At 71.7% G+C, this 20,026-nt stretch carries 22 protein-coding genes and 1 tRNA gene; 12 read left to right on the top strand and 11 right to left on the bottom strand.

Translation table 11 applies throughout. The features are described from left to right. Positions 1-544: 544 nt before the first annotated feature. The 6 genes from ACR80Q_RS15805 to ACR80Q_RS15780 form a co-directional block, all read right to left on the bottom strand. Positions 545-1,783, bottom strand: a complete 1,239-nt coding sequence (locus ACR80Q_RS15805; protein WP_435378599.1) for an AAA family ATPase — start codon at positions 1,781-1,783, stop codon at positions 545-547. Between the two features lie 22 nt (positions 1,784-1,805). Continuing rightward, positions 1,806-2,375, bottom strand: a complete 570-nt coding sequence (locus ACR80Q_RS15800) for a hypothetical protein (RefSeq protein WP_435378598.1) — start codon at positions 2,373-2,375, stop codon at positions 1,806-1,808. Then, positions 2,372-2,623: a hypothetical protein gene (locus tag ACR80Q_RS15795; RefSeq protein ID WP_435378597.1), complete on the bottom strand. Its 252-nt coding sequence runs from the start codon at positions 2,621-2,623 to the stop codon at positions 2,372-2,374. Before ACR80Q_RS15795 ends, ACR80Q_RS15800 begins: the two co-directional genes overlap by 4 nt. 220 nt (positions 2,624-2,843) lie before the next feature. Continuing rightward, positions 2,844-3,128 (bottom strand): hypothetical protein, encoded by a 285-nt coding sequence (locus ACR80Q_RS15790; protein ID WP_435378596.1) that lies wholly within the window; start codon positions 3,126-3,128, stop codon positions 2,844-2,846. A 301-nt stretch (positions 3,129-3,429) separates the two neighbouring features. Then, positions 3,430-4,131 carry a creatininase family protein gene (locus tag ACR80Q_RS15785; protein WP_435378595.1) on the bottom strand — a complete coding sequence of 234 codons (702 nt, stop codon included), beginning with the start codon at positions 4,129-4,131 and terminating at the stop codon, positions 3,430-3,432. Positions 4,132-4,164: 33 nt separating this feature from the next. Further along, positions 4,165-5,352, bottom strand: coding sequence for a helix-turn-helix domain-containing protein (locus ACR80Q_RS15780; RefSeq protein WP_435378594.1), 1,188 nt, complete (start codon positions 5,350-5,352; stop codon positions 4,165-4,167). 143 nt (positions 5,353-5,495) lie between these two features. Between ACR80Q_RS15780 and ACR80Q_RS15775 the strand changes: the two genes are divergently transcribed. From ACR80Q_RS15775 to ACR80Q_RS15740, 8 genes are all read left to right on the top strand, one after another. Further along, positions 5,496-5,915: a hypothetical protein gene (locus ACR80Q_RS15775; RefSeq protein ID WP_435378593.1), complete on the top strand. Its 420-nt coding sequence runs from the start codon at positions 5,496-5,498 to the stop codon at positions 5,913-5,915. 1 nt (position 5,916) lies between these two features. After that, on the top strand, positions 5,917-6,240 hold the full coding sequence (locus ACR80Q_RS15770) for a hypothetical protein (protein WP_435378592.1): 324 nt from the start codon (positions 5,917-5,919) through the stop codon (positions 6,238-6,240). A 59-nt stretch (positions 6,241-6,299) separates the two neighbouring features. Further along, positions 6,300-6,530 (top strand): hypothetical protein, encoded by a 231-nt coding sequence (locus ACR80Q_RS15765; protein ID WP_435378591.1) that lies wholly within the window; start codon positions 6,300-6,302, stop codon positions 6,528-6,530. Next, the gene (locus ACR80Q_RS15760; RefSeq protein ID WP_435378590.1) at positions 6,530-8,260 is read left to right on the top strand and encodes an FtsK/SpoIIIE domain-containing protein; all 1,731 of its coding nucleotides are present in this window, start codon (positions 6,530-6,532) and stop codon (positions 8,258-8,260) included. The genes ACR80Q_RS15765 and ACR80Q_RS15760 overlap by 1 nt, the downstream gene beginning before the upstream one ends. Continuing rightward, positions 8,257-8,625: a WhiB family transcriptional regulator gene (locus ACR80Q_RS15755; RefSeq protein ID WP_435378589.1), complete on the top strand. Its 369-nt coding sequence runs from the start codon at positions 8,257-8,259 to the stop codon at positions 8,623-8,625. The genes ACR80Q_RS15760 and ACR80Q_RS15755 overlap by 4 nt, the downstream gene beginning before the upstream one ends. 101 nt (positions 8,626-8,726) lie before the next feature. Then, positions 8,727-10,361, top strand: a complete 1,635-nt coding sequence (locus ACR80Q_RS15750; RefSeq protein WP_435378659.1) for a replication initiator — start codon at positions 8,727-8,729, stop codon at positions 10,359-10,361. Between the two features lie 65 nt (positions 10,362-10,426). Then, entirely contained in the window at positions 10,427-10,618 is a 192-nt protein-coding gene (locus tag ACR80Q_RS15745; RefSeq protein ID WP_435378588.1) for a helix-turn-helix domain-containing protein, read from the top strand. Then, positions 10,618-11,721, top strand: coding sequence for a tyrosine-type recombinase/integrase (locus tag ACR80Q_RS15740; protein WP_435378587.1), 1,104 nt, complete (start codon positions 10,618-10,620; stop codon positions 11,719-11,721). Before ACR80Q_RS15745 ends, ACR80Q_RS15740 begins: the two co-directional genes overlap by 1 nt. Before the next feature lie 14 nt (positions 11,722-11,735). Here the strand turns inward: ACR80Q_RS15740 and ACR80Q_RS15735 are convergent, their stop codons facing one another. The 4 genes from ACR80Q_RS15735 to ACR80Q_RS15720 form a co-directional block, all read right to left on the bottom strand. After that, positions 11,736-12,128, bottom strand: coding sequence for a hypothetical protein (locus ACR80Q_RS15735; protein ID WP_435378586.1), 393 nt, complete (start codon positions 12,126-12,128; stop codon positions 11,736-11,738). A gap of 119 nt (positions 12,129-12,247) precedes the next feature. Then, positions 12,248-12,318, bottom strand: a tRNA-Gly gene (locus ACR80Q_RS15730). 247 nt (positions 12,319-12,565) lie between these two features. After that, complete coding sequence (locus ACR80Q_RS15725) at positions 12,566-13,702, bottom strand: glutathione-independent formaldehyde dehydrogenase (RefSeq protein WP_435378585.1); 1,137 nt, start codon at positions 13,700-13,702, stop codon at positions 12,566-12,568. Between the two features lie 122 nt (positions 13,703-13,824). Then, positions 13,825-14,937, bottom strand: coding sequence for an NAD(P)/FAD-dependent oxidoreductase (locus ACR80Q_RS15720; protein ID WP_435378584.1), 1,113 nt, complete (start codon positions 14,935-14,937; stop codon positions 13,825-13,827). Between the two features lie 164 nt (positions 14,938-15,101). Here ACR80Q_RS15720 and ACR80Q_RS15715 point away from each other — a divergent pair, with 164 nt between their 5' ends. Genes ACR80Q_RS15715 through ACR80Q_RS15700 form a run of 4 tightly spaced genes read left to right on the top strand, consistent with a single transcriptional unit; the run spans position 15,102 to position 18,953 of the window. Next, positions 15,102-15,233 carry a hypothetical protein gene (locus ACR80Q_RS15715; RefSeq protein ID WP_435378662.1) on the top strand — a complete coding sequence of 44 codons (132 nt, stop codon included), beginning with the start codon at positions 15,102-15,104 and terminating at the stop codon, positions 15,231-15,233. Continuing rightward, on the top strand, positions 15,230-16,402 hold the full coding sequence (locus tag ACR80Q_RS15710) for a glycosyltransferase (RefSeq protein ID WP_435378658.1): 1,173 nt from the start codon (positions 15,230-15,232) through the stop codon (positions 16,400-16,402). Before ACR80Q_RS15715 ends, ACR80Q_RS15710 begins: the two co-directional genes overlap by 4 nt. Then, entirely contained in the window at positions 16,399-17,487 is a 1,089-nt protein-coding gene (locus tag ACR80Q_RS15705; RefSeq protein WP_435378583.1) for a glycosyltransferase, read from the top strand. Before ACR80Q_RS15710 ends, ACR80Q_RS15705 begins: the two co-directional genes overlap by 4 nt. Continuing rightward, complete coding sequence (locus ACR80Q_RS15700) at positions 17,484-18,953, top strand: glycoside hydrolase family 130 protein (RefSeq protein ID WP_435378582.1); 1,470 nt, start codon at positions 17,484-17,486, stop codon at positions 18,951-18,953. The genes ACR80Q_RS15705 and ACR80Q_RS15700 overlap by 4 nt, the downstream gene beginning before the upstream one ends. Here ACR80Q_RS15700 and ACR80Q_RS15695 read toward each other — a convergent pair. Then, on the bottom strand, positions 18,940-19,968 hold the full coding sequence (locus ACR80Q_RS15695) for a glycosyltransferase family 4 protein (RefSeq protein WP_435378581.1): 1,029 nt from the start codon (positions 19,966-19,968) through the stop codon (positions 18,940-18,942). The two genes, ACR80Q_RS15700 and ACR80Q_RS15695, sit on opposite strands and share 14 nt — an antisense overlap. Positions 19,969-20,026: the final 58 nt, after the last annotated feature.

Below are 20,026 nucleotides of genomic sequence, written 5' to 3'. Positions count from 1 at the left end.
CTCCCGCGCCGCGCGCCAGCGCGGCGCCTTGATGCCATAGAGGTCAACGGAGCAGCACGACCGCAGCAAGACCGCAGACAGACCGCAGTCCTCGGTCCTGGTCACCCCTGACCTCAGCTGATGCCGGGTGGTGATCCCATCGCGTCGGCGGTCTCTGATGTGGCGCGCGAGGAGTGCGGGTGCCGGGCTCGCGAAGCGACCGCGCAGCGGCTTGGCCTTGCGGCCGTGCTCGTCGTGTGGCACACCCTCGTGGTCGACGAGGGGATGGGGTCACCACCTGAAGTGCCCCCCTCGCATCCTTGAGCCGAGGCCCGGGGGTGTGGGGGCGGAGCCCCCCCCAGGATCAGGCCGGGCCCGAGGGGCGTCGCCAACGTGCACCTGCCAGCCGTCGCGCATTCTGGCGACTTCGAGACGGCGACGGCCCCTGGTGGAGAAGACTCATGGGCGCCGGGTCGCGATGGGCATAAAGACGGTCTCAGAATGCAGGGGTGTCGGTGGCTATGCCACCCCTTCGCCGGGTGTCAGTGGTCGTTCGTGGGGTGGGTCAAGTGTCCGGCAGGCCTTTGCCGGCGGCGATGAGCTCCTCGGCCTTGGTGATGCCGCGCTCGGTGAGACGGCGGCCGCGGGGGGTCTTGTCGAGGTAGCGCCTCTCGATGAGGAAACGCTCGATGCGGTTGATGCCCTTCTCAGACTCACGCATCAGCTGCTGCATGGCGGCCTCGCCGGCCAGGTACTCGACCTCGTCGTCCTCATTCACCCGGCCGAAGTACTTCCGCAGTGCGGTTATGTACTCCACGTGGGCGCGGGTGAGGCCGTCGGGCTGCACCTCCAGGTGGGTGAGAAGCTCCTCGGACGTCGCGTTGCGCTTTAGGTACAGCGCTAGGTCCCTCGTCGCGACGACCATGTTCTCGATCACCCGGGGGGTGTCGCGGCAGGCCTCGGAGATGGTAACCACGACGTCGTCGTCAACTGCGGGCATGCAGTTCAGACGAGCAGCGAAACGGACCGTGATCCCGATGAGATCGTCCTCGGAGTAGGGGGCGAACCCGGGCCGATGGCCGAACCTATCGAGAACCGGCTCGGGCAGCAGATCCGCCTCGGTAGTGGCGGCAATGATGGTGATGCGGGGGAGTTGCACGACTCGACCGTCGGGCAGGTAGGCCACCCAGTCCTCCAGGATCTTCGGGAGGATCTCGGCGCCCTTCTTGCCGTTGTTGCAGAGCAGGTGCACCTCGTCGATGAAGAGGACGTCGCCGTCGTTCAACTGCGACGCCGCCTCGACAATTGTGTAGACGTTGAACGGCGGCACCATCTCGATAATCTGGCCTCCCAGACTCTTCGCAATCAAGCGCGCCACGGTGGTCTTTCCTACACCAGGGCGCACCGATGCGAGGAGGACGTGGTCCAGGGTCTCGCCGCGGAGCTTGGCGGAATTGATGGCCACGTTCAGGATGCGCTTCAGTGCGGCCTGGCCGATGAAGCGATCCCACGTCATGTCCTCGTGGTCGCTGGTGGTGAACTCGAGGGCGTTGACCGGGGCGATGCCGGGCTCGTCCTCGTTAGTGTGCACGTGGATGTCGAGTCGACCCGCTCCACCCTGACCGGCGACGAGGCGCGCGATGTCGGCGGTCTGTCGGTCCTGACCGTGGCGGTAGAGGGCGTAGGCGGCACCAGCGAGCAAGGGGTTGAAGTCGGAGTCGCCTGGTTGGGGGTGGTGCTCGTAGGTGTCGACGTCGTCCGTGAACTCGGACAGGTCCTCATCGGCCCACACGTCGAAGGGCATGATGGCTCCTCTGCTGGTCGGGTCAGCGCTTGCGCGACTCGGGCAGGATCTCGTACAGGTCGGTGACCTGCTGGGGGTAGGCGTAGGTGACCTCGCCGGTGAAGCTGCCGTTGATTTCCAGGCCGCCGTGGATTCGCCGGTGAGCCTCCGCCGTCTCGGGCTCTTCGGTGGTGATGGCGTAGAAGTAGAGCGTGCGGCTCATTCCGGGCTCCTCGGCCTCGGTGCGCACCTGCAGTCGGACCTGCTCGGGCTCCGGGCGGGACCACATGCCCATCGTCAGGCGGAACGTGAACATCCGCGTCGCGATGAGCCGCCGTGCCTCGGCCTGTACGCGGGCCAGGAAGTCGCCCAGGCTCTCCTCGGGCAGCGGGCTGTACCAGCGTTCGACCGTGGCCGAGGCGAGGATGATGACCTGCTGCGGGGTGCCCATCGCCGCGGCGTAGGCGAAGCGGGACATGCGCAGGTTGTTCTGCACCCAGGCCTGGAAGGTGAGACCCGTCGGTGCGTCCTGGTGGAACGGCTCGGCCGTGGCGAAGTCGCCCGGCTCGAGGTCGTCGAAGATGCTGGTCAGGCTGTGGTCGTCGGGGCTCATCGGCGGTCCTTGTCGTCGTCGGTGGTGCGGGACGGGCGGGGCAGGCGGGTGGCCGAGGGGATCTCGGCCTGTCGGGAGGCGGCGTCAATGACGCGGTTGATCCACTGCACCAGCGGCACGTCACCTGCGGCGTTCTCGATCGCGGTCGCCCGGTCGGCGGTCAGACGGATGCGCACACGCACGCTGCCGTCCTCCTCCCGGGCGAAGAAGTGCGGGTCGAGCTTCGGTCGGTCGGGACTCTCGGTCACGCTGCTGCCACCTGCCTGGTTTGGGGCGTCTGGCGGATGCGTCCCGCCAGGGCCTGGATCTGCTGGATGTAGGACTGGATCTCATCGAGGCTCGGCTGGAGCGGGCGCCGAGGGTGTCGTTGTACTCCCCGACCTTCGGCGGCGAGAGGTAAGGATGTTCGGCTACTGGCGAGGCGAGTGCCCTGCCGTGCTGGTGATGCGGGGCCTTTACCGTCGGCCGTCAGGACTTGTCGTCGGCCACGACCTCGGGCTGCTTCTCGGCGACCTCGCGCAGGTAGTCGAGGTTCTGCTGGTCGGTGCTGACCTGCTCGCTGTTACGGAAGATCCGAGCGTCCGTCTCGCCGGTCCTCAGCACCCGGAAGAACAGCTCGCCGATGCCGTGGGTCAGCAGGTCGACACCGAAGCGTCGCATCGCGTCAGCGTGGTCCTTGGCGTGGACGGGGTAGTTCAGTCGGATGGTGTACTGCTGCAGGCCGGGCTCGGGCGAGCGGGCTTCTTCGGTCATGAGTCCTCCAAGGAGTTTGCTGTTCAGTTGACGTCCGCCGCTCGGTAGCGTTCGAAGGGGTCGCGTCCGGCCCAGACGGCCAGGCATGGAGCGGGGACAGACCAGCAGCACCGAGCTGCACGTCCTCTTCGACGACGATGACGGCGAGGACAAGCCGATCGGCGACGATTCGCCCAAACGCCTCGACGGTCGGCCCGGCGGCGAGCAGTTGCCCAAGACCGAAGATTCAGTGGCCTTCCTCCCACATCCCGAGTCGAGGCCGGGTATGGGGCGGGGCCCAACGGTCGTCAGGATGTGCGCGTCACCGCGCTAGCGAGTCCAGGCGATTGGCGAAGTTCTTTGTCAGGCTGTCTAGGGCGGCGGCACCCTTCGCCGGCGTGGCCGCGGAGGGCTTGCCCACGACACCGGCGGTTGTTAAGGCCTTCATACCCTCGGTCAGGAGCCGCCGGCGGTCGGGGGCAAAGTGGTCTGCCTGTTGCCAACCTTCTTGGACGAGGGCGGGGTCCAGGTGCAGCAGCAGGGAGGTCTCGAGTTCTCCGGCGTGCATGTCGCTGCTGTGGTCGGTGTCGCAGCCAGCGGCCGTGCGTGCCTCGGCCCATTCGGCCTTCTCCGGGTAGAGGGCGACGCTGCGGGGTCCTCGGTTGGCTTGTTGTACGACGTTGCTTAGGACGTAGTTGCCGCCGTGGCCATTGACGATGACAGCTCGGCTGATGCCTTGCCTGGCAAGGCTGTCCAAGACGTCCTCGACCACCGCGGCCAGGGTGGTCGCGCGGATACTCACCGTGCCGGGGAAGTCCTCGTGTTCGTGTGAGCAGCCAATGGTGATCGGTGGCAGCAGGAACATGCCGTAAGAGTCGGCAATCGCGGCGGAGATGGCGGCAGCGACGACTGTGTCAGTGGTCAAGGGCAGGTGCCCGCCGTGCTGCTCGAAACTGCCCACCGGAAGCACGGCGATGTTCGGCCTGGCGTCGCGGACCTCGTGCGAGGTCGCTGTGGTGATCACTCGTGCCTCCCATCAAGAACCGGCCTGCTGGTGTCAGCCTACGGCGCTGAGGCTGAGTAGGACCGGCTGCACGGATGGGTCACGACGGTGGGCGCTGAGGCGGTTGCGAACCCGGCGGAGCGTGCGGGCTGTTCGCGCCGACGGCGCCACGGCGTGGATTGCGATGCTCGACGTGGCGGCGGTGCACGCCTCGTCGACGGCGTCGAGGCATGCGTGGGTGTCCGCCAACCTCGCGAGGCACAGCGCTTGATCGCGTTCCTGGTGGTGCGGCCAGGCGTCGAGCGCGGTAACGAGGTGCTCGACGGCGTCCGCTGAACGGCCGAGGACTCGTAGCGCCTGGGCCGCCTCCATGTGCACGTAAGACGGGGAGCAGTAGTGCCCGGGGTGATCAGCCGGCATCGGTTCCCTGACAGCGGCGAGGGCCTGGTCAATGGCCCTGGACGTAGCGGCGGTGTCGGCACTCTGGGCGGCGGCCAGCGCCACCTGACGACCGGCCAGGGCCCTTGTTGCACCGGGTAGGCCGGCTGCACGCCGGTGCGCGAGCTGGGCCAGGTCGAGGGCATCCTGCGCGCGGTTTGCCTCGCCGACGATGGCTGCGCGCCGAACGGTGACGTAGGTGGCGAAGTCCTCATCGCCGAGCGCGTTCGCTTGATCACCAGCCCGGGCGGTCAACCGCTCTGCGAGCCCGAGGTCACCGGTGTCCTGAGCCAGCCAGCCGGCGAGTTCGAGATAGCGGGCGCTGGCTTTCAATAGTCGCTGCGCCGTCTCGCCGGACGCGCTCCGGCGTGCCTGCTCGAGCGCCTTGACCTGCGCCATTACGACGGGGCGGACGTCCGCAGGACCAACAACTTGGTCCGCGGTGACGTGCAGCCGGAACGCCGCCTCGTAGTAGGCGACCAAGTCGGGACCGACAACGCGCTTCGGCACGAAGGGTTGCGGAGCGGGGTCATCGAAACCCAAATCCGCGGCCGGCACGCCTAGGGCGTCCGCCAGGAGTCGACGGTGAGTGCCGTCGGGGATCTGGTGGCCGTTCTCCCAGCGGGACAGCGCCACCTTCAACGACGCGGCCGAAGCCAGGGTCATGCCCCGGCTCTCCGCTCGCTCGCGCACTGCATACAGCAGACGTGATTGTGACCAGCCGCGTTCACGACGTAGCGCGGAAAGCTGCGGTCGACGCGCTCGAAGGACAACCCCGGCATCACCGTCCATAACGAACAGCATGACCCTCCTGGCCTGCCGAAGTGCGGACCGTTAGCGCGCCTGTGGACAAGTCGCGCTAACTGGCGCCATCTTCTGCGCCGCCATCAACTCCGCTGCCCTTGGAGGGCGGCCCGCAACGGGCCTCCAGACGAGAGGAGCGGGCAATGCCTGCATACGTGGTGGACAGCAGCAAGCAGCCGATGGTGGCCACGGGGGTGGTGGACGCAAGGTTCGACTGGGTCGAAACCGCCGGCGGTGGCCGCGCACAGTCCGACGTCCAGACGCGGGACGAGAACACCGGGATGCCGATGTGGGGCGTCGAGGTGATGTACCAGCAGGTCCAGTACGGCCGGACCAGCAGCGTCATCGCCTCCATCACCGTCCCCGCCTACGACCGCCCCGACGTCAGCGCTTTGGGGCCGATCACCTTCGAGGGCCTGCGGGTCGAGGTCCGGGTCAACAAGAACACCGGTGGACTGGTCGAGTACTGGTCCGCCGAGGCCATCGCCGCCCCCGTGCCGGGCTCCGGTCGCCGGCCGTCCAGCACCAACAGCTCCTCGGCCTCGTCGAGCGAGGCGGCCTGACATGGCCACCGATCCCGCTGGGCGCTTCGACCCCGTCCGCTGGGCCGACGCCCTGGGGTGCCGTGGTGCCGACGACCTCGCCACCACGCTGAACCAGGCGTGCGGCCGGGTGGATGCGATCGCGTCCGACGCCGCCGCCGTGCAGTGCTCCCTGTCGGGCCTGGCAGACGTGGACCCGGACACCGACGACATGCTGTTGCTGTTCCGCGCGCTGGCCGAGGGCGTCTGGATGGTCCTGGACTTCGACCGCCGTGCCGCCACGACCGCCGCCGATGGTCGCATCGGTCGCTCGCGTACCGCGGGCGTGAGGGGTGGTGTCCGGTGAGCGCCGGCCTCGCCTCCACCGGCGGTAGCGGTGGTCTCGCTCGGGGCCGGGTTGACGTCGTGGCCTGGGCCCGTGCTCTGGGCGTCAGTAGCGGCGACGAGGTGTGGGAGCACGCCATCAAGACCTCCGCGGACATCGCGCGAGTGTTGGACGAGCTGGCGGCCCTGATGGCCCGGGTGCGGGACTACCCCGACGACGAGCTGCGGGCCGACCTGGTCCGCGCGTTCGGGCTGCTCGAGGACGTCGGTCACGAGGTGCTGCGGGTCGCACGCTCGACCCACGGCGACTGATGACCGCCGCGCCCACCGCCATGGGGGCCACCGAGGTCCCTCGCGCCCGGCGTGGTCTCGACCTCGGCCGCGTGCGCCAGGGCTGGTGGGGCCTCCTCACTGCGGTGTGGCGTCGCGGCTGGTGGGTTCTGCGGCTCGTGCTGGCTGACCTGCTGCGTCACCCCGTCCGGACGGTGATCGGCGTCGGTCTCCTGGGCGTCGGGGCGTATCTGTGGGTGCTGTCGGCGCCCTGGCAGCAGCAGGCAAGGTTGGCTGCCCTCGCTGTCCTGTGTGGCCTGCTGCTGGCCGTGTGGCGGTGGCGGGCCCGGCGGTCGTTCGACTGGGCGGTCGGGCGTTGGTGGGGGTCGTGGTGGCGTCGTCGCTACGTCTACGGCCCGTCCTGGAAGACTTTGGCGCTGCGGCACAGCCTGTACGTCACAGACCGCCGGGACAACCCTGGCGGCGGTGGCAATGCCCTTGTCCTCGCGTGGGCGGACACCCCGCGGGCGCTGCGCGAGGAAGGGCAATCGGTCGAGGTCGCCCGCCTCAAGCGAGTCCGGTTCACCGGGCGGACCGACCACCTCCTGGTAGCCCTCCCGTCCGGCATGACCCCCGACACCGTCATCGCCGCCTGCGACTCCCTCGCCCACGCCTGGCGGGTGCTGGCGGTGCGGGTGCGTCCGGCGGGTCCGGGGCGGGTGTGGCTAGACATCACCCGCGCCGACACCCTCGCCCGCCCCCTCGTCCTGGGCGGCGTCCCCCAACTGACCGATCCCGCCTCGGTCCTCGCGGGTCTGGCCGGGCTGTCGGTGGGGGTGCTCGAGGACGGCACCTCGTGGCGGCTGCGGCTGCGGGGCGCGCACGTCCTCATCGCCGGCACCACCGGCTCCGGGAAGAGCAGCCTGCTGTGGGCGATCGTCGCCGGCCTGTCGACGGCCATCCACGCGGGCCTGGTGCGGGTCACCTGGCTGGACCCCAAGGGCGGCATGGAAGCCATCCCCGCCCGACCCCTCGCCCACGTCGTCGACCGAATCGACGACATGGCCGACACTCTCGACGCCCTGGTCCTCGAGCTCGACCAGCGCGCTGCATCCCTCGCCGGGGTCAGCCGTCAGCACGAGCCCTCGGTGTCGTCCCCGCACCGGGTTGTCGTCGTCGACGAGCTCGCCACCCTCACCGCCCTCGCCGACTCCAAGAGCACCCGCCGGGTCGAGGCCGCCCTGGGCGCCCTGCTCTCCCGGGGTCGGGCAGTGGGGTTCACCGTCATCACCACGACGGTCGACCCTTCGAAGGAGGTGGTGCGCTGGCGGGGTTTGCATGCGGTCAGGGTGGCGTTCCGGCTGGACGAGCCGATCCAGGTCGACATGGTGCTGGGCGACGGCGCCCTGCACCGCGGCGCCGCCTGCGACAGGATCCCGCTCGCCACCCCGGGCGTCTGCTTCGTCCGCCTCGACGGCGTCCCCGACCCCCAGCGGGCCCGCGCGGTGTACGTCCCGGACCAGACGATCGAGCAGCTGGGCCGCGCTTACCCGGTGCCTGCGCTGGCTGGTGGTGACAAGGGGCTGCCCGTCTTCGCGGGCCCTTCGACCGATGGGGGGATCGGTGGGGGTGAAGGGCACTCCGGCAAGCCAGGCGAGGACGGGCAGCCGGGCCGAGTGGGGGGACTCGACCCGGACATGGACGCTACGCCTGGCCGGGCACCCTCCACCAGCCGTCCCGGCGTGGACACCGGTTCGGCGGTGCACTCATGAACACCCGCGCACGCACCGTCACCCCCGACACGCTGGCCGCCCTCGACCACCACTGGATGACCCGCGCCGCGTGCGCTCGGCGAACCGATCTGCCGTGGACCGAGGACGCGCACCGGGTCTCGGACGGGCCCCGGGCGGCGATGGCGCAGCTCTGCCGGACCTGCCCAGTACGAGGCTGCTGCCGGCACTACGCCAAGGAGTCCCACGCGTCGGCCGGGTTCTGGGCCGGCAGCTTCCGCGATGGCGTCGACGCCCCCGACCTCCTGAGGCTGCTGACTGAGCTGGACGACGAACCGGTCGGGGCCGGCTACGGCCAGGGCACCGACCGAGACCGGCAGCCGCAGCGCAAGGCGGTGGCGACATGACTGCCGTCCTCGACCGCGGCCTCGTCGACAAGGCCGGCACCCGGTGGACCACCGGAGAGCAGCGCGTCGTCGACGACCCGACCCTGCGCGTGGACGGTCAGATGATCCGCACCTGGGCCGAGCACGCCGGCGTCTGCGTCCGCCCACTCCTGCGCCTGGTCGTGAACCACGAGACCGGGGACACGACCAAGGTCCCGATTCCTTGCAAGTCCACCCGCGAACGGGTGTGCCCACCGTGCGCGACCAGAGCCCGGAAGGTGCGACAGCAGCAGTGCCGTGAGGGCTGGCACCGCGAGGACGAACCGGAACCCGATCTCGCGGACCCACCGGTAGATCCAGCGCCGGTCGATGGGGAAGGGGTTGACGCCGAGATGGCCGAGTCTGAAGGTGATCGTCGGGTGCGGTCGACCCGGCGCCGTGACGACGTGTCAGACCTGCCACGTGTGCCGCAGGAGAACCGCACCATCGGCCGCACCTTCACCGGCAACCACGGCCAGGTCTACCGACCGTCGATGTTCGTGACGTTGACCCTGCCCTCCTACGGGCGCATCACCCCCGGCACCGGCACCCCCATCGACCCGGACGGCTACAACTACCGGCGGGCCGCCCTCGACGCAATCCACCTGCCCCGACTGTTCGCGCGGTGGGTGCAGAACCTCCGCCGATGCGCCGGCTACAAGGCCCAGTACTTCGCCGCCATCGAACCCCAGAAGCGCCTGGCACCGCACGTGCACGTCGCGATCCGGGGCGCCATCCCCCGGCACGTGCTTCGGGACGTGACGAAGGCGACCTACGTGCAGGTCTGGTGGCCCGCCTTCGACCACGTCGTCTACGACGAGCAGACCACCGGTGTCCCCGAGTGGTGTGACGGCGCGTACCGGGACCCCCATACGGGCATGCCGCTGCCGACGTGGGAGGAGGCGTTGGACGACCTCGACGCCCAGCTCGACGCCAACCCCGCCCAGCCGGCCGCGCACACCATGAGGTTCGGGCAGCAGACCGACGTCAAGGGCATCCTCGGCACCAGCGACGACGCCGACCGCACGATCCGCTACCTGACCAAGTACCTGACCAAGAGCCTCGCGGACACGTTCACGCCCGAGGAGCTGGACGACCCGGCCTCCGACCATGTCGGCCACCCCGACGAGTGGGACGCCCGCTCCGCCCGCCAACGCGCACGAGCTGCTGCCCGGAGGGCCGCGTATGAGGCGCACGTCGACCGGTTGCACGAGCAGGTCCGCTGGCTGCCCTGCTCCCCGGAGTGCAGCAACTGGCTCCGTTACGGGATCGAGCCGAAGGACTGCCTGCCCGGCCTGGAGCCGGGCCGGTGTGAGAAGCGGGCCCATGAGCGGGACAACCTCGGCTACGGCGGCCGCCGCGTCCAGGTCTCCAAGCAGTGGTCCGGCAAGACCCTGGCTGAGCACCGCGCCGACCGCGCGACCGTCGTCCGGGAGACCCTCCTCGCCGCCGGCATCGAGGCTCCCGATGTGGACCGGATGGGCGTCGATCACACCCTCGACGACGGCAGCCCCCGGTTCACCTGGGAGGACGTCCCGATGCCCGAGGCGGACTACGCCGGCGCGATCCTCGCCGCCGTGCAGGAGCGGAACCGGTGGCGGGCGCAGTACGAGTCCGCGAAGCAAAAGATGGCGACCACCGGACCCGGAGCGACCGGGCCGCCCGGCGGGGCTGTGGATAACCCGCGAGGCAACCCGTCGAGCGGTCACGCTGCTTAGGAGAGGAGAGGGTCATGGGGGCAACGAGCACCGCTAAGGAGCGGGCCCGGCCAGCCGGGGACGTCATGTTGACGGTCACGGAGGTCGCCGAGTGGCTGGGTGTGGCGCGTGGGTTCGTGTACCGGTTGGTGCACGAGCGTCGCATCCGGTTCGTTCGGGTCGGCAAGCACGTGCGGATCCCGGAGTCGGTCGTCAGGGACTACATCGCGGCCGGGACGGTCGAGCCCACCCCGCGACGCCGTGGGCAGGTGGCCTGATGCCTCGGCCGCGACGTCGGTTCGGTCGCGTCCGGCAGCTGCCGTCCGGCCGTTGGCAGGCGAGGTACCACGGGCCTGACGGCATCGACCGGGCGGCGCCGCACACCTTTGAGCGGCGCGCTGATGCGGATCGTTGGCTGGCGCGGATCGAGGACGACCTGCGGGTGGGTGACTGGCTCGGCCCGGACGCCGGCCGCGAGCCGCTCAGCGAGTACGGCGCGCGGTGGGTGAGCGAGCGAGCTGGGCTGCGACCTCGGACGCGTCGCCTGTACGAGGGACTGTTCCGGTTGCACATCTCCCCCGGGCTCGGCGGGCTGCTGCTGACGGACATCACTCCGGCGCGGGTGCGGACGTGGCGTGCGGACCTGCTGCAGGCCGGCCTGGGTGAGGTGACGGTGGCGAAGGCGTACCGGCTCCTGAAGACCATGCTGGGAACGGCGGTCGAGGACCGGGTCCTGCGGTCGAACCCGTGCCAGATCCGGGGCGCGTCGACCGAGCGGATCGCTGAACGTCCGTTGCTCACGTTGTCGCAGGTGTCAGCGCTCACCGATGCACTGCCTGAGCGGTTCCGGTTGCTGGTCGTGCTGGGTACGTTCTGCTCGCTGAGGTGGGGGGAGCTGGCGGCCCTGACCCGCGAGGCCATCGACCTGGACCGCGGCGTGGTGGACGTGCGGGTGACGCTCGTGGAGCTCGCGGACGGTCGGTTGGTGACCGGTCCACCGAAGTCGGCCGCCGGCCGCCGTGTCGTGGCGATCCCGCCGAGCCTGCTGCCGGTGGTGGCTTCCCACCTCGAGGAGTTCACCGGCCAGGAGTCCTCGGCGTTGGTGTTCACTGGCGCGAAGGGTGCCCCGTTACGGCGGAGCAACTTCCAGAAGCACTGGGTGGCGGCCATCGGGACGGCCGGCGTCCCACCGGTGCACTTCCACGACCTGCGCCACACGGGCAATACGTTGACGGCCCACTCGGGCGCGACGTTGTCGGATCTGATGGCGCGGATGGGGCACAGCTCGACGCGAGCGGCGCGCATCTACCTGCACACCTCGTCAGACCGGGACGTGGCAGTCGCGGCAGCCCTCGACGAACTGATCGTGGGGCGACAGTGATGGAGACGAAGAGTTCAGGGGCTGTCGGGCACGGTCGGCTCTTCCCCGTGGAGGCGCCGGGACAGCCAGCGCGGGCGCCGAGGCCACCGCTGTTCCCACACCTCGTGCAGCAGCTGAGCGGCGACAGCGGATGGATCGTCCGAGGGCCACGGCCGACCACGTCGGTTCGCCGCAGCCTCGAGCAGCTCGGTCAGAGTGCCGCGGTCGACCTCGGACGTGAGGGTCAGCGTCACGGGTCCGTCAGGCTCACCCGTGATGGTCACTACGTGCCCATCGGTGGTGAACGCACCGCGGTACTCACCGTCGAGGACGTCGATCGACTCGAGGAACCCCTCCGCCGTGGCGAGAGCACGGAAGGCGTAGACCTCGTCGTCGCAGTCGAACACCAACAGGGGCGGTGGGAACACGCCACAGAGTGGCGCAGTGAGCGGCGGTGGGTGGCCTCGGGAACCGCGATCGGGCACGTAGCGGGCACGCGGGCGGGTCTCGGACTCGTGCCGCGGGGCGAACCCTGCTCTGACCTGGGAGCGGATGACGGGAATCGAACCCGCACTATCAGCTTGGGAAGCTGAAGTTCTACCATTGAACTACATCCGCGCTGGGTCGCTCGAGCGACCGCAGACGAGCAGCATAACGGCTCCGTGGCGGGGCGCTCCACGGGCAGCGGGGTCCGTCAGCGGGCGTGGGAGAGCAGCACCGAGCAGGCGGCCTCGCCCGTGACGACCGTCGCGGGCGAACCGGCGCGCAGGGCCGACAGGCCGGGCAGACCCCGGTTGTCGAGCACGACGACGACGGCGGGCCCACCCCGTGACGGGGTGGGTCCGCCGTCGCAGACCCGGTCGGTTCAGGCTGCGGGCTTGAGCAGCACCTTGGTCCAGCCGTCGACGCGCTTGTCGAACTGGTCGTAGCCCTCGGGGGCCTCCTCCAGCGACAGCTCGTGCGACACGATCGCGCCCGGCGTGGCACGGCCGGCGACGATGAGGTCGCGCAGCTCGCGGTTGTACGCCTTGACGTTGGCCTGACCGGTGCCCATGGTCTGGCCCTTGGAGAAGAACAAGCCGTAGTCCAGCGTGATCCTGCCCTGCTTGAGGTCCTCGGTCGGGGCGCCGGGGTCCTCGGGCAGGAACACCCCGACGACGCCGATCCCGCCGGTGGCCTTCACCGAGGCGAAGAGCTGGTTGAGCGTCATCGCCGCGTCCTCCTCGCCGGAGGCGTCGTGGGCCTGGTAGCCGACGGCCTCGACCCCGCGGTCGACGCCCTGCCCGCCGGTGAGCTCCATCAGCTGCTCGACGACGTCGTGCTTGCTGTAGTCGACGGGCGTGCAGCCGTACTGCTCGGCCAGCTTCAGCCGGTCGGCCTGCTTGTCGACCACGAACACCTGCGAGGCGCCGCGGATCATGGCGCTGTGCGCGGCCATCAGGCCGACGGGACCGGCGCCGATGACGACGACGGACTCACCGGGACGCTGCCCCGACAGCTCCACGCCGTGCCAGCCGGTCGGGAAGACGTCGCTGAGCATGGTGAAGTCGTTCTCGTGCTCGGTGCCCTGCGGCAGGACGAGCGCGTTGAAGTCGGCGAACGGCACGCGGAGCAGCTCGGCCTGGCCACCGCGGTACGGGCCCATCGACGCGTAGCCGTAGGCACCGCCGGCCATGGCGGGGTTGATCGTCAGGCAGAACGCCGTCAGGCCCTTGTTGCAGCTGGCGCAGTGACCGCAGCCGATGTTGAACGGCAGCGACACGCGGTCGCCGACCTCCAGGCCGACCACCCCGGCGCCGACCTCCTCGACGACGCCCATGTTCTCGTGGCCGAACACGGTGCCGGGCTCCACACCCGTGCGCCCTTCATACATGTGCAGGTCGGACCCGCAGATGTTGGTGGTCGTGATCCGGACCACCGCGTCGGTGGGTGCCTCGATGGTGGCGTCCGGGACGTCGTTCACGGTGACGTCGAAAGGACCGTTGTAGACGAGCGCGCGCATGGTTCTCCTCTGATCGGGTGCGTCGTGGTGCACGGGACCTGTACCCGGCGCCCCAGGTCGTACACACGTCAACCAGATCGGACTCACGCAGCCGGGCGGCCACCACGCTGCCCGGGCCCGGCTCACTCGGCGCTGGAGTGACCGGGGAACACGTGCGTCGACGGGTCCAGGTCGACGGCCAGGTTGTTGACGGCGGTCGCGGCCTCGCCGAACCCGGTGGCGATGAGCTTGACCTTGCCGGGGTAGGTGCAGACGTCCCCGGCGGCGTACACGCGACGACGTGACGTCGCCATCCGGGAGTCGACGACCACCGCGCGGTGGTCCAGGTCCAGACCCCAGGAGATCAGCGGCCCCAGGTCGGCGTGGAACCCCAGCGCCGCGACCACGGTGTCGGCGGGCAGCTCGTGCTCCTGCCCCAGGGTCGCCGGCTGCCGCCCCTGCACGACGACGCCGGCCAGCACGCCCTCCACGTCGGGCACCAGCTGGGCGACCTCGAAGCCACCCATCACCGGCACCCCCAGCGCCCGGACGGCGTCGATCGTCCCGGAGTGGGCGCGGAACGCGTCGCGGCGGTGGACCAGCGTGACGCTCGCCGCGACGGGGGCCAGCATGAGCGCCCAGTCGAACGCCGAGTCGCCGCCCCCGACGACGACCACGTGGTGTCCCGCCAGCTCCGTCGGGCGCGGCACGAAGTGGACCAGCCCCCGGCCCAGCCACCCGCTGCCGGCCGGCAGCGGCTTGGGGGTGAACTCCCCCATCCCCGCCGTCACCAGCAGCACCCGCGCCCGGACGGTGCGACCGTCGGCCATCGACACCAGCAGGCCGTCGCCGTCGGGCTCGTCCACCAGGGCGCGGGCCTGCGAGCCCAGCAGGTAGGTGGGGGCGTAGCGGGACGCCTGCTCGACCAGGCCCTGGACGAGGTCCCGACCCTTGACGGCGGGGAACCCGGCGACGTCGAAGATCAGCTTCTCGGGGTACATCGCGGTCACCTGGCCGCCGGGCTCGGGCAGGGAGTCCACCAGCGCCACCCGCAGCCCGCGGAACCCGGCGTAGTAGGCGGCGTACAGCCCGACCGGGCCCGCCCCCACGACCAGCAGGTCCACCGGTTCGGGGTCGAGGAGGGTGGCCGACGGCGCCAGCGCCGACTCCGGGTCGAGCCCGACCTCGAGCAGGGCGACGTCCACCGCGCCTGCGGGTCCGGCCGTGGTCGTGCCCTCGCCGCTCGTGGTCGTCACCCGCCCCAGCCTGCCTCCCGGGGCGCGCGGTGGGAAGGGACACCGGGCGACGCCGCGCTCGCGTAGGCAACGACCGGGATCCGTGGGATGGTGCCCGGAGCGCCCATGGCTGCCGGGAGTCCCCGGGCACGTGCCGGCGACGCCTCCAGCACGAGGAGATCCTCATGGCAGGCAAGAACAAGGGCGGTCGCGAGACCAAGAAGCCCAAGGCGGACAAGAACAAGAAGTCCAAGGGCCAGACGCCCAACCCCGCCATCACCGCGATCAGCAGCTCCGGAGGCGCAGCACGGCGCTGACCGGGTCCGGCACCACCGTCGGGCTCCTCAGCACCTATCCCCCCACGCAGTGCGGGCTGGCGACGTTCACCGCGGCGCTGGCCGAGCACCTGGGCGGCGCCCCGGGCGCGGTGGGCGTGGTCCGCGTCCTGGACCCCGACGAGCCGCCCCGGGTCGCTGCGGACGACCGTCGCGTCGTCGGGCACCTGGTGAACGGCTCCGCCCGCAGCCTCGAGGCCGCCGCCCGGCTCCTGTCGTCCTACGACGTGGCCGTGGTGCAGCACGAGTACGGCATCTACGGCGGCGCGGACGGGCGTGACGTCCTCGACCTGGTGGACGCCCTCACCGTCCCCCTCGTCGTCGTCACCCACACCGTCCTGCTCACCCCGACCGACGCCCAGCGCGACATCCTGCTGCGCCTGCTGGAGTCCGCGGCGCACGTGGTGACCATGACCCGGACCGCCCGCGAGCGGCTCGTCTCGCACTACGGCGCCGACCCGGCCACGGTGTCCGTGGTCCCCCACGGTGCCACCGACCACCGGGCCGTGGGCCCCGCCGTGCGCGCGGCCCGCCCCTCGCCGCGCCGTCCCACCGTCCTGACCTGGGGCCTGCTCGGTCCCGGCAAGGGCATCGAGTGGGCCATCGACGCCCTGGCCGAGCTGCGCGACCTCGACCCCCGCTACGTCGTGCTGGGTCGCACCCACCCCAAGGTGCTGGCGACCGTCGGCGACGGCTACCGCGACGGCCTGGTGCGACGCGCCGCCGAGCGCGGGGTGAGCGACCTCGTCGACTTCGACGCCAGCTACCTCGACGGACCCGACCTGGCCCGCCGGGTCGCGGCCGCCGACGTGGTCCTGCTGCCCTACGACTCGCTGGAGCAGGTCACCTCCGGGGTCCTCATCGAGGCCGTGGCCGCGGGCCGCCCCGTGGTCTCCACCGGCTTCCCCCACGCGGTGGAGCTGCTGGGCGACGGGACGGGGCTGCTCGTCCCCCGCGAGGACCCCGCGGCCATCGCCTTCGCGCTGCGACGGGTGCTGTCCGACCCGGACCTGGCCCGCACGCTGGCCGAGCGGGCCGAGCAGCGGGCCCCCGAGCTCGTCTGGCCCGCCGTGGCGCAGCGCTACCGCGACATCGCCTGCGCCGTCCACGCCACCGGCCCCCGCCCCACGACCCTGACGGTGAGCTCATGACGACCCTGCGGCCCGACTTCACGCACCTGGCCCACCTGACCGACGCCGGCGGCCTGCACGAGCACGCCGACGGCGACCGGCCGCGTCCCGAGCACGGGTACTGCGTCGACGACGTCGCCCGCGGGCTGGTCGTCACCTGCCGCGAGCCGGACCCGTCCCCGGCCGTCGCCGGGCTGCGTCAGGGCTACCTGGACTTCGTGCTGGCGGCGCAGGCCACCGACGGCCGGTCCCACAACCGTCGGGGCCCAGACCTCGGCTGGCGGGACGAACCGACCGTGGAGGACTGCTGGGGGCGGGCCCTGTGGGGCCTCGGCGCGGTGGTCGGGGCCCCGGAACGGGCCCGGGTCGCCCCCGACGACCGCTCGCGGGCCCTGGCCGGTTTCGACCGCGCCGCCGGCCACCGCTCCCCGGACGCCCGGGCGGCGGCGTTCGCGGGGCTGGGTGCCGCGGGGGTGCTGGCCGCCCACCCGGACCACCCCGGGGCCCGGGGGCTGCTCGCCGACGCGGCCACCCTCGTCGGCACCAGCCGCTGCGAGCGGACGCTGCACCGCAACGCCTGGGCCTGGCCGGAACCCCGGCTGCGCTACGCCAACGCGGTGGTGCCCGAGGTGCTGCTCGCCGCGGGGTCGCTGCTGGAGCGGCCCGGGCTGGTGGAGCAGGGCCTGGAGCTGCTCGGGTGGCTGCTGCAGGTGCAGACCGTCGACCGGCACCTGTCGGTGGTGGCCGTCCACGGCCTCGGACCCGGCGAGGCGGGGCCCCGCTTCGACCAGCAGCCCATCGAGGTGGCCGCGCTGGCCGACGCCTGCGCGCTGGCCGCCGCGCTGGACGACGACCCCCGCTGGTCCGCGGGCGTCCGGATGGCCGTCGCCTGGTTCCGTGGCGACAACGACTCCCGCACCCCGATGCACGACGGGCACGGCGGCGGCTACGACGGCCTGGAACGACACGGCCGCAACGACAACCGGGGGGCGGAGTCGACGCTGGCCCTGCTGTCGGTCCTGCAGCACGGCGTCCGGACGGCGGCGGCCGCCGGGCCGGGGCCACGACGGGCCCGGGTCCACGCCGACGCCGCCGTGACCGCATGAGGCCCCTGGTCGCCCGGACGGACGTCGTGCTCCACGCGGACCCCTCGCGCGTGGTGGCCCGGGTCTTCGTCCCCGGCAACGAGGTCACCACGACGAAGCAGTCACGGGCGGGCACCGTCTCCGGACGGGTCCTCGACCTGCCGGAGGAGACGGTCGAGGCCCTCGTCGCCGACGTGCGCGCCCGCTGGTCGCACCGGCACCGCGACCTGGAGGGCGTCCTGGCCGGGAGCTTCGCGCAGGTCGCGCACCGGGTGCCGGGCGCGGACCGGCTCAGCGCCGCCCGCCGCACCCTGCTGGGGGCGTACTTCACGCAGGAGCAGTCCATCGAGGCCGCGGCCCTGTTCAACCCGTCGCTGGCCGCCCACCCCGACCAGGACGGTCTCGCCCCCGGTGTGCTGCGCTTCGTGATGAGCCTGCGCGCGGTCGGCGAGGGCCACGTGTCGTGCATCGAGTGGCGCACCGGGACCGTGGACGCGACCGGGTCCGTCCAGGTGGACGACCCCGGGCCCCACGCCGAGGTCGGCGTCCCCACCCACACCCGGCTCGACCGGTCGCGGTTCGCCGCCGGCCTGCTGCACGCCGGGGCCGACGGCGAGGCCGCGGCGTTCCTGACCGCACGGCTGCCCGAGCAGTTCGACCACACGGAGCTCGACCGGGTCCTGGCCCAGCTCGAGACGTCCACCCTGGACCGGCCCCGCGACTACGCCACGCTCGACCTCGCGCGCCACCTGGCCCGCCGGGGCTACGAGGTGACGTTCCCGGCGGAGACCACGCTGGCCGAACGGGTGCTGCGACCCCACGGTCCGACCGAGACCCAGGGCATGGAGGACGCCCGGCTGGTCCGCTTCGTCGACGACGACGGGACGGTCACCTACAAGGCCACCTACACCGCCTTCGACGGGCGGAAGGTGGCCCCGCAGCTCATCGAGAGCACCGACCTGCGCCGGTTCCGGGTGTCGGTCCTGACCGGCCCGGCCGCCGTCGACAAGGGCATGGCGCTGTTCCCCCGACCCGTGGGCGGGCAGCACCTGGCGCTGACCCGGTCCGACCGGGAGACCACGGGTGTGACGTCGTCCACCGACGGCTCCTGGTGGGGACCGCCGACCCCGCTGCGCGGACCCACCACGCCCTGGGACCTGGTGCAGACCGGCAACTGCGGCTCGCCGATCGAGACCGAGGCCGGCTGGCTGGTGCTCACCCACGGCGTCGGCCCGATGCGGGAGTACGTCCTGGGCGCGCTGCTGCTGGACCTGCAGGACCCGAGCCAGGTCGTCGGCGAGCTGGCCGAGCCGCTGCTGCGCCCGGCCGAGGACGAGCGGGAGGGGTACGTCCCCAACGTCGTCTACTCCTGCGGGGCCCTGCGCCACGGCGACCTGCTGCTGCTGCCCTACGGCTGCAGCGACGCGGCGGTCCGGTTCGCCGTCGTCGACCTGCCCCAGCTGCTGGACCTGCTCACCGGTCGCTGACCACCCGGGCGAACAACGCCTCGTACTCCTCCACCATCCGCGCCGCCGAGAACCGCTGCTCCGCCTCGGCCCGGCAGAGCGCCCGGTCCAGCGACCCGGCCGCCCCGACCGCGGCCACGGCCTCCTCCAGCGGGTCGGCCGGGTCCACGAGGAACCCCGTCACGCCGTCACGCAGCAGCTCGGGCATCGACCCGCGGTCGCAGGCCACGACGGGTGTCCCCGTCGCCAGCGCCTCGACCACCGACAGCCCGAACGGCTCGTCGAACCCGATCAGGTGCAGCAGCGCCCGCGCGCCCCCCAGCAGCCGGTCCCGCTCCGGCGGGGCGACCGGCCCGACGAACCGCACCCGGTCGCCGTCCAGGTGCGGGGCGACCCGCTCGTCGAAGTAGGCCCGGTCCTGCACGATGCCGGCGATCACCAGCGGCAGCCCGGCCCGGCGGGCCACCTCGACGGCCGCGGCAGTCCCCTTGTCCGGGTGGATCCGCCCCAGGAACAGCAGGTAGCCACCCGGGTCGGCGACGAACGTGAACCGACCGACGTCGATGCCGTGGTGGATCGTCGCGGCGTAGGACAGGTCCGGGTGCCGGTCGGCGTCGCTGATCGACACGTACGTCGCGATGTCGTCGTAGGCGCGGTACGCCGGCAGGATCGCCTCGGAGCCGAAGCCGTGGACCGTGGTCACGACCGGCGTGCCCACCAGACGGCTCCAGGTCAGGGGCAGGAAGTCGAACTGGTTGCTGATCACGTCGAACCCAGCGGCCCGTTCGAAGGCTGCGGCGATGTGCAGCGACTCCAGCACCTTGACGTCGTAGCCCTCCCCCTGCGGGCGGCCCTCCGCCTCCTCGTAGCCGTGCGGCGCGACCGCGTGCAACCGGGCGGCGGTCACCGAGTCGGCGGTCGCGAACAGGGTGACGTCGTGGCCGCGGGCGACGAGTCCCTCCGCCAGGGTGGACGCGACCTGCTCCCACGGGCCGTAGGCGATCGGCGGCGTGCGGTGGGCGATGGACGCGAGCACGCCGATCCTCATGCCCGAGTGGAGCACACCCCCGGGGGCCCGGTCCCGCCGGGACGAC

This window comes from Aquipuribacter aurantiacus (assembly GCF_051216895.1).
Classification (GTDB): Bacteria; Actinomycetota; Actinomycetes; order Actinomycetales; family JBBAYJ01; genus Aquipuribacter.
This window is presented reverse-complemented; position numbering and strand designations above follow the sequence as displayed.

Excerpts from the sequence above, each read along its gene's own strand:
- ACR80Q_RS15750 (WP_435378659.1), top strand. The coding sequence starts at position 8,727 with ATGATCCGCACCTGGGCCGAGCACGCCGGCGTCTGCGTCCGCCCACTC.
- ACR80Q_RS15745 (WP_435378588.1), top strand. The coding sequence starts at position 10,427 with ATGTTGACGGTCACGGAGGTCGCCGAGTGGCTGGGTGTGGCGCGTGGG.
- ACR80Q_RS15805 (WP_435378599.1), bottom strand. The coding sequence starts at position 1,783 with ATGCCCTTCGACGTGTGGGCCGATGAGGACCTGTCCGAGTTCACGGAC.
- ACR80Q_RS15790 (WP_435378596.1), bottom strand. The coding sequence starts at position 3,128 with ATGACCGAAGAAGCCCGCTCGCCCGAGCCCGGCCTGCAGCAGTACACC.
- ACR80Q_RS15740 (WP_435378587.1), top strand. The coding sequence starts at position 10,618 with ATGCCTCGGCCGCGACGTCGGTTCGGTCGCGTCCGGCAGCTGCCGTCC.
- ACR80Q_RS15755 (WP_435378589.1), top strand. The coding sequence starts at position 8,257 with ATGAACACCCGCGCACGCACCGTCACCCCCGACACGCTGGCCGCCCTC.
- ACR80Q_RS15705 (WP_435378583.1), top strand. The coding sequence starts at position 16,399 with ATGACGACCCTGCGGCCCGACTTCACGCACCTGGCCCACCTGACCGAC.
- ACR80Q_RS15770 (WP_435378592.1), top strand. The coding sequence starts at position 5,917 with ATGGCCACCGATCCCGCTGGGCGCTTCGACCCCGTCCGCTGGGCCGAC.
- ACR80Q_RS15725 (WP_435378585.1), bottom strand. The coding sequence starts at position 13,702 with ATGCGCGCGCTCGTCTACAACGGTCCTTTCGACGTCACCGTGAACGAC.
- ACR80Q_RS15715 (WP_435378662.1), top strand. The coding sequence starts at position 15,102 with ATGGCAGGCAAGAACAAGGGCGGTCGCGAGACCAAGAAGCCCAAGGCG.
- ACR80Q_RS15800 (WP_435378598.1), bottom strand. The coding sequence starts at position 2,375 with ATGAGCCCCGACGACCACAGCCTGACCAGCATCTTCGACGACCTCGAG.
- ACR80Q_RS15780 (WP_435378594.1), bottom strand. The coding sequence starts at position 5,352 with ATGCTGTTCGTTATGGACGGTGATGCCGGGGTTGTCCTTCGAGCGCGT.
- ACR80Q_RS15760 (WP_435378590.1), top strand. The coding sequence starts at position 6,530 with ATGACCGCCGCGCCCACCGCCATGGGGGCCACCGAGGTCCCTCGCGCC.
- ACR80Q_RS15700 (WP_435378582.1), top strand. The coding sequence starts at position 17,484 with ATGAGGCCCCTGGTCGCCCGGACGGACGTCGTGCTCCACGCGGACCCC.
- ACR80Q_RS15775 (WP_435378593.1), top strand. The coding sequence starts at position 5,496 with ATGCCTGCATACGTGGTGGACAGCAGCAAGCAGCCGATGGTGGCCACG.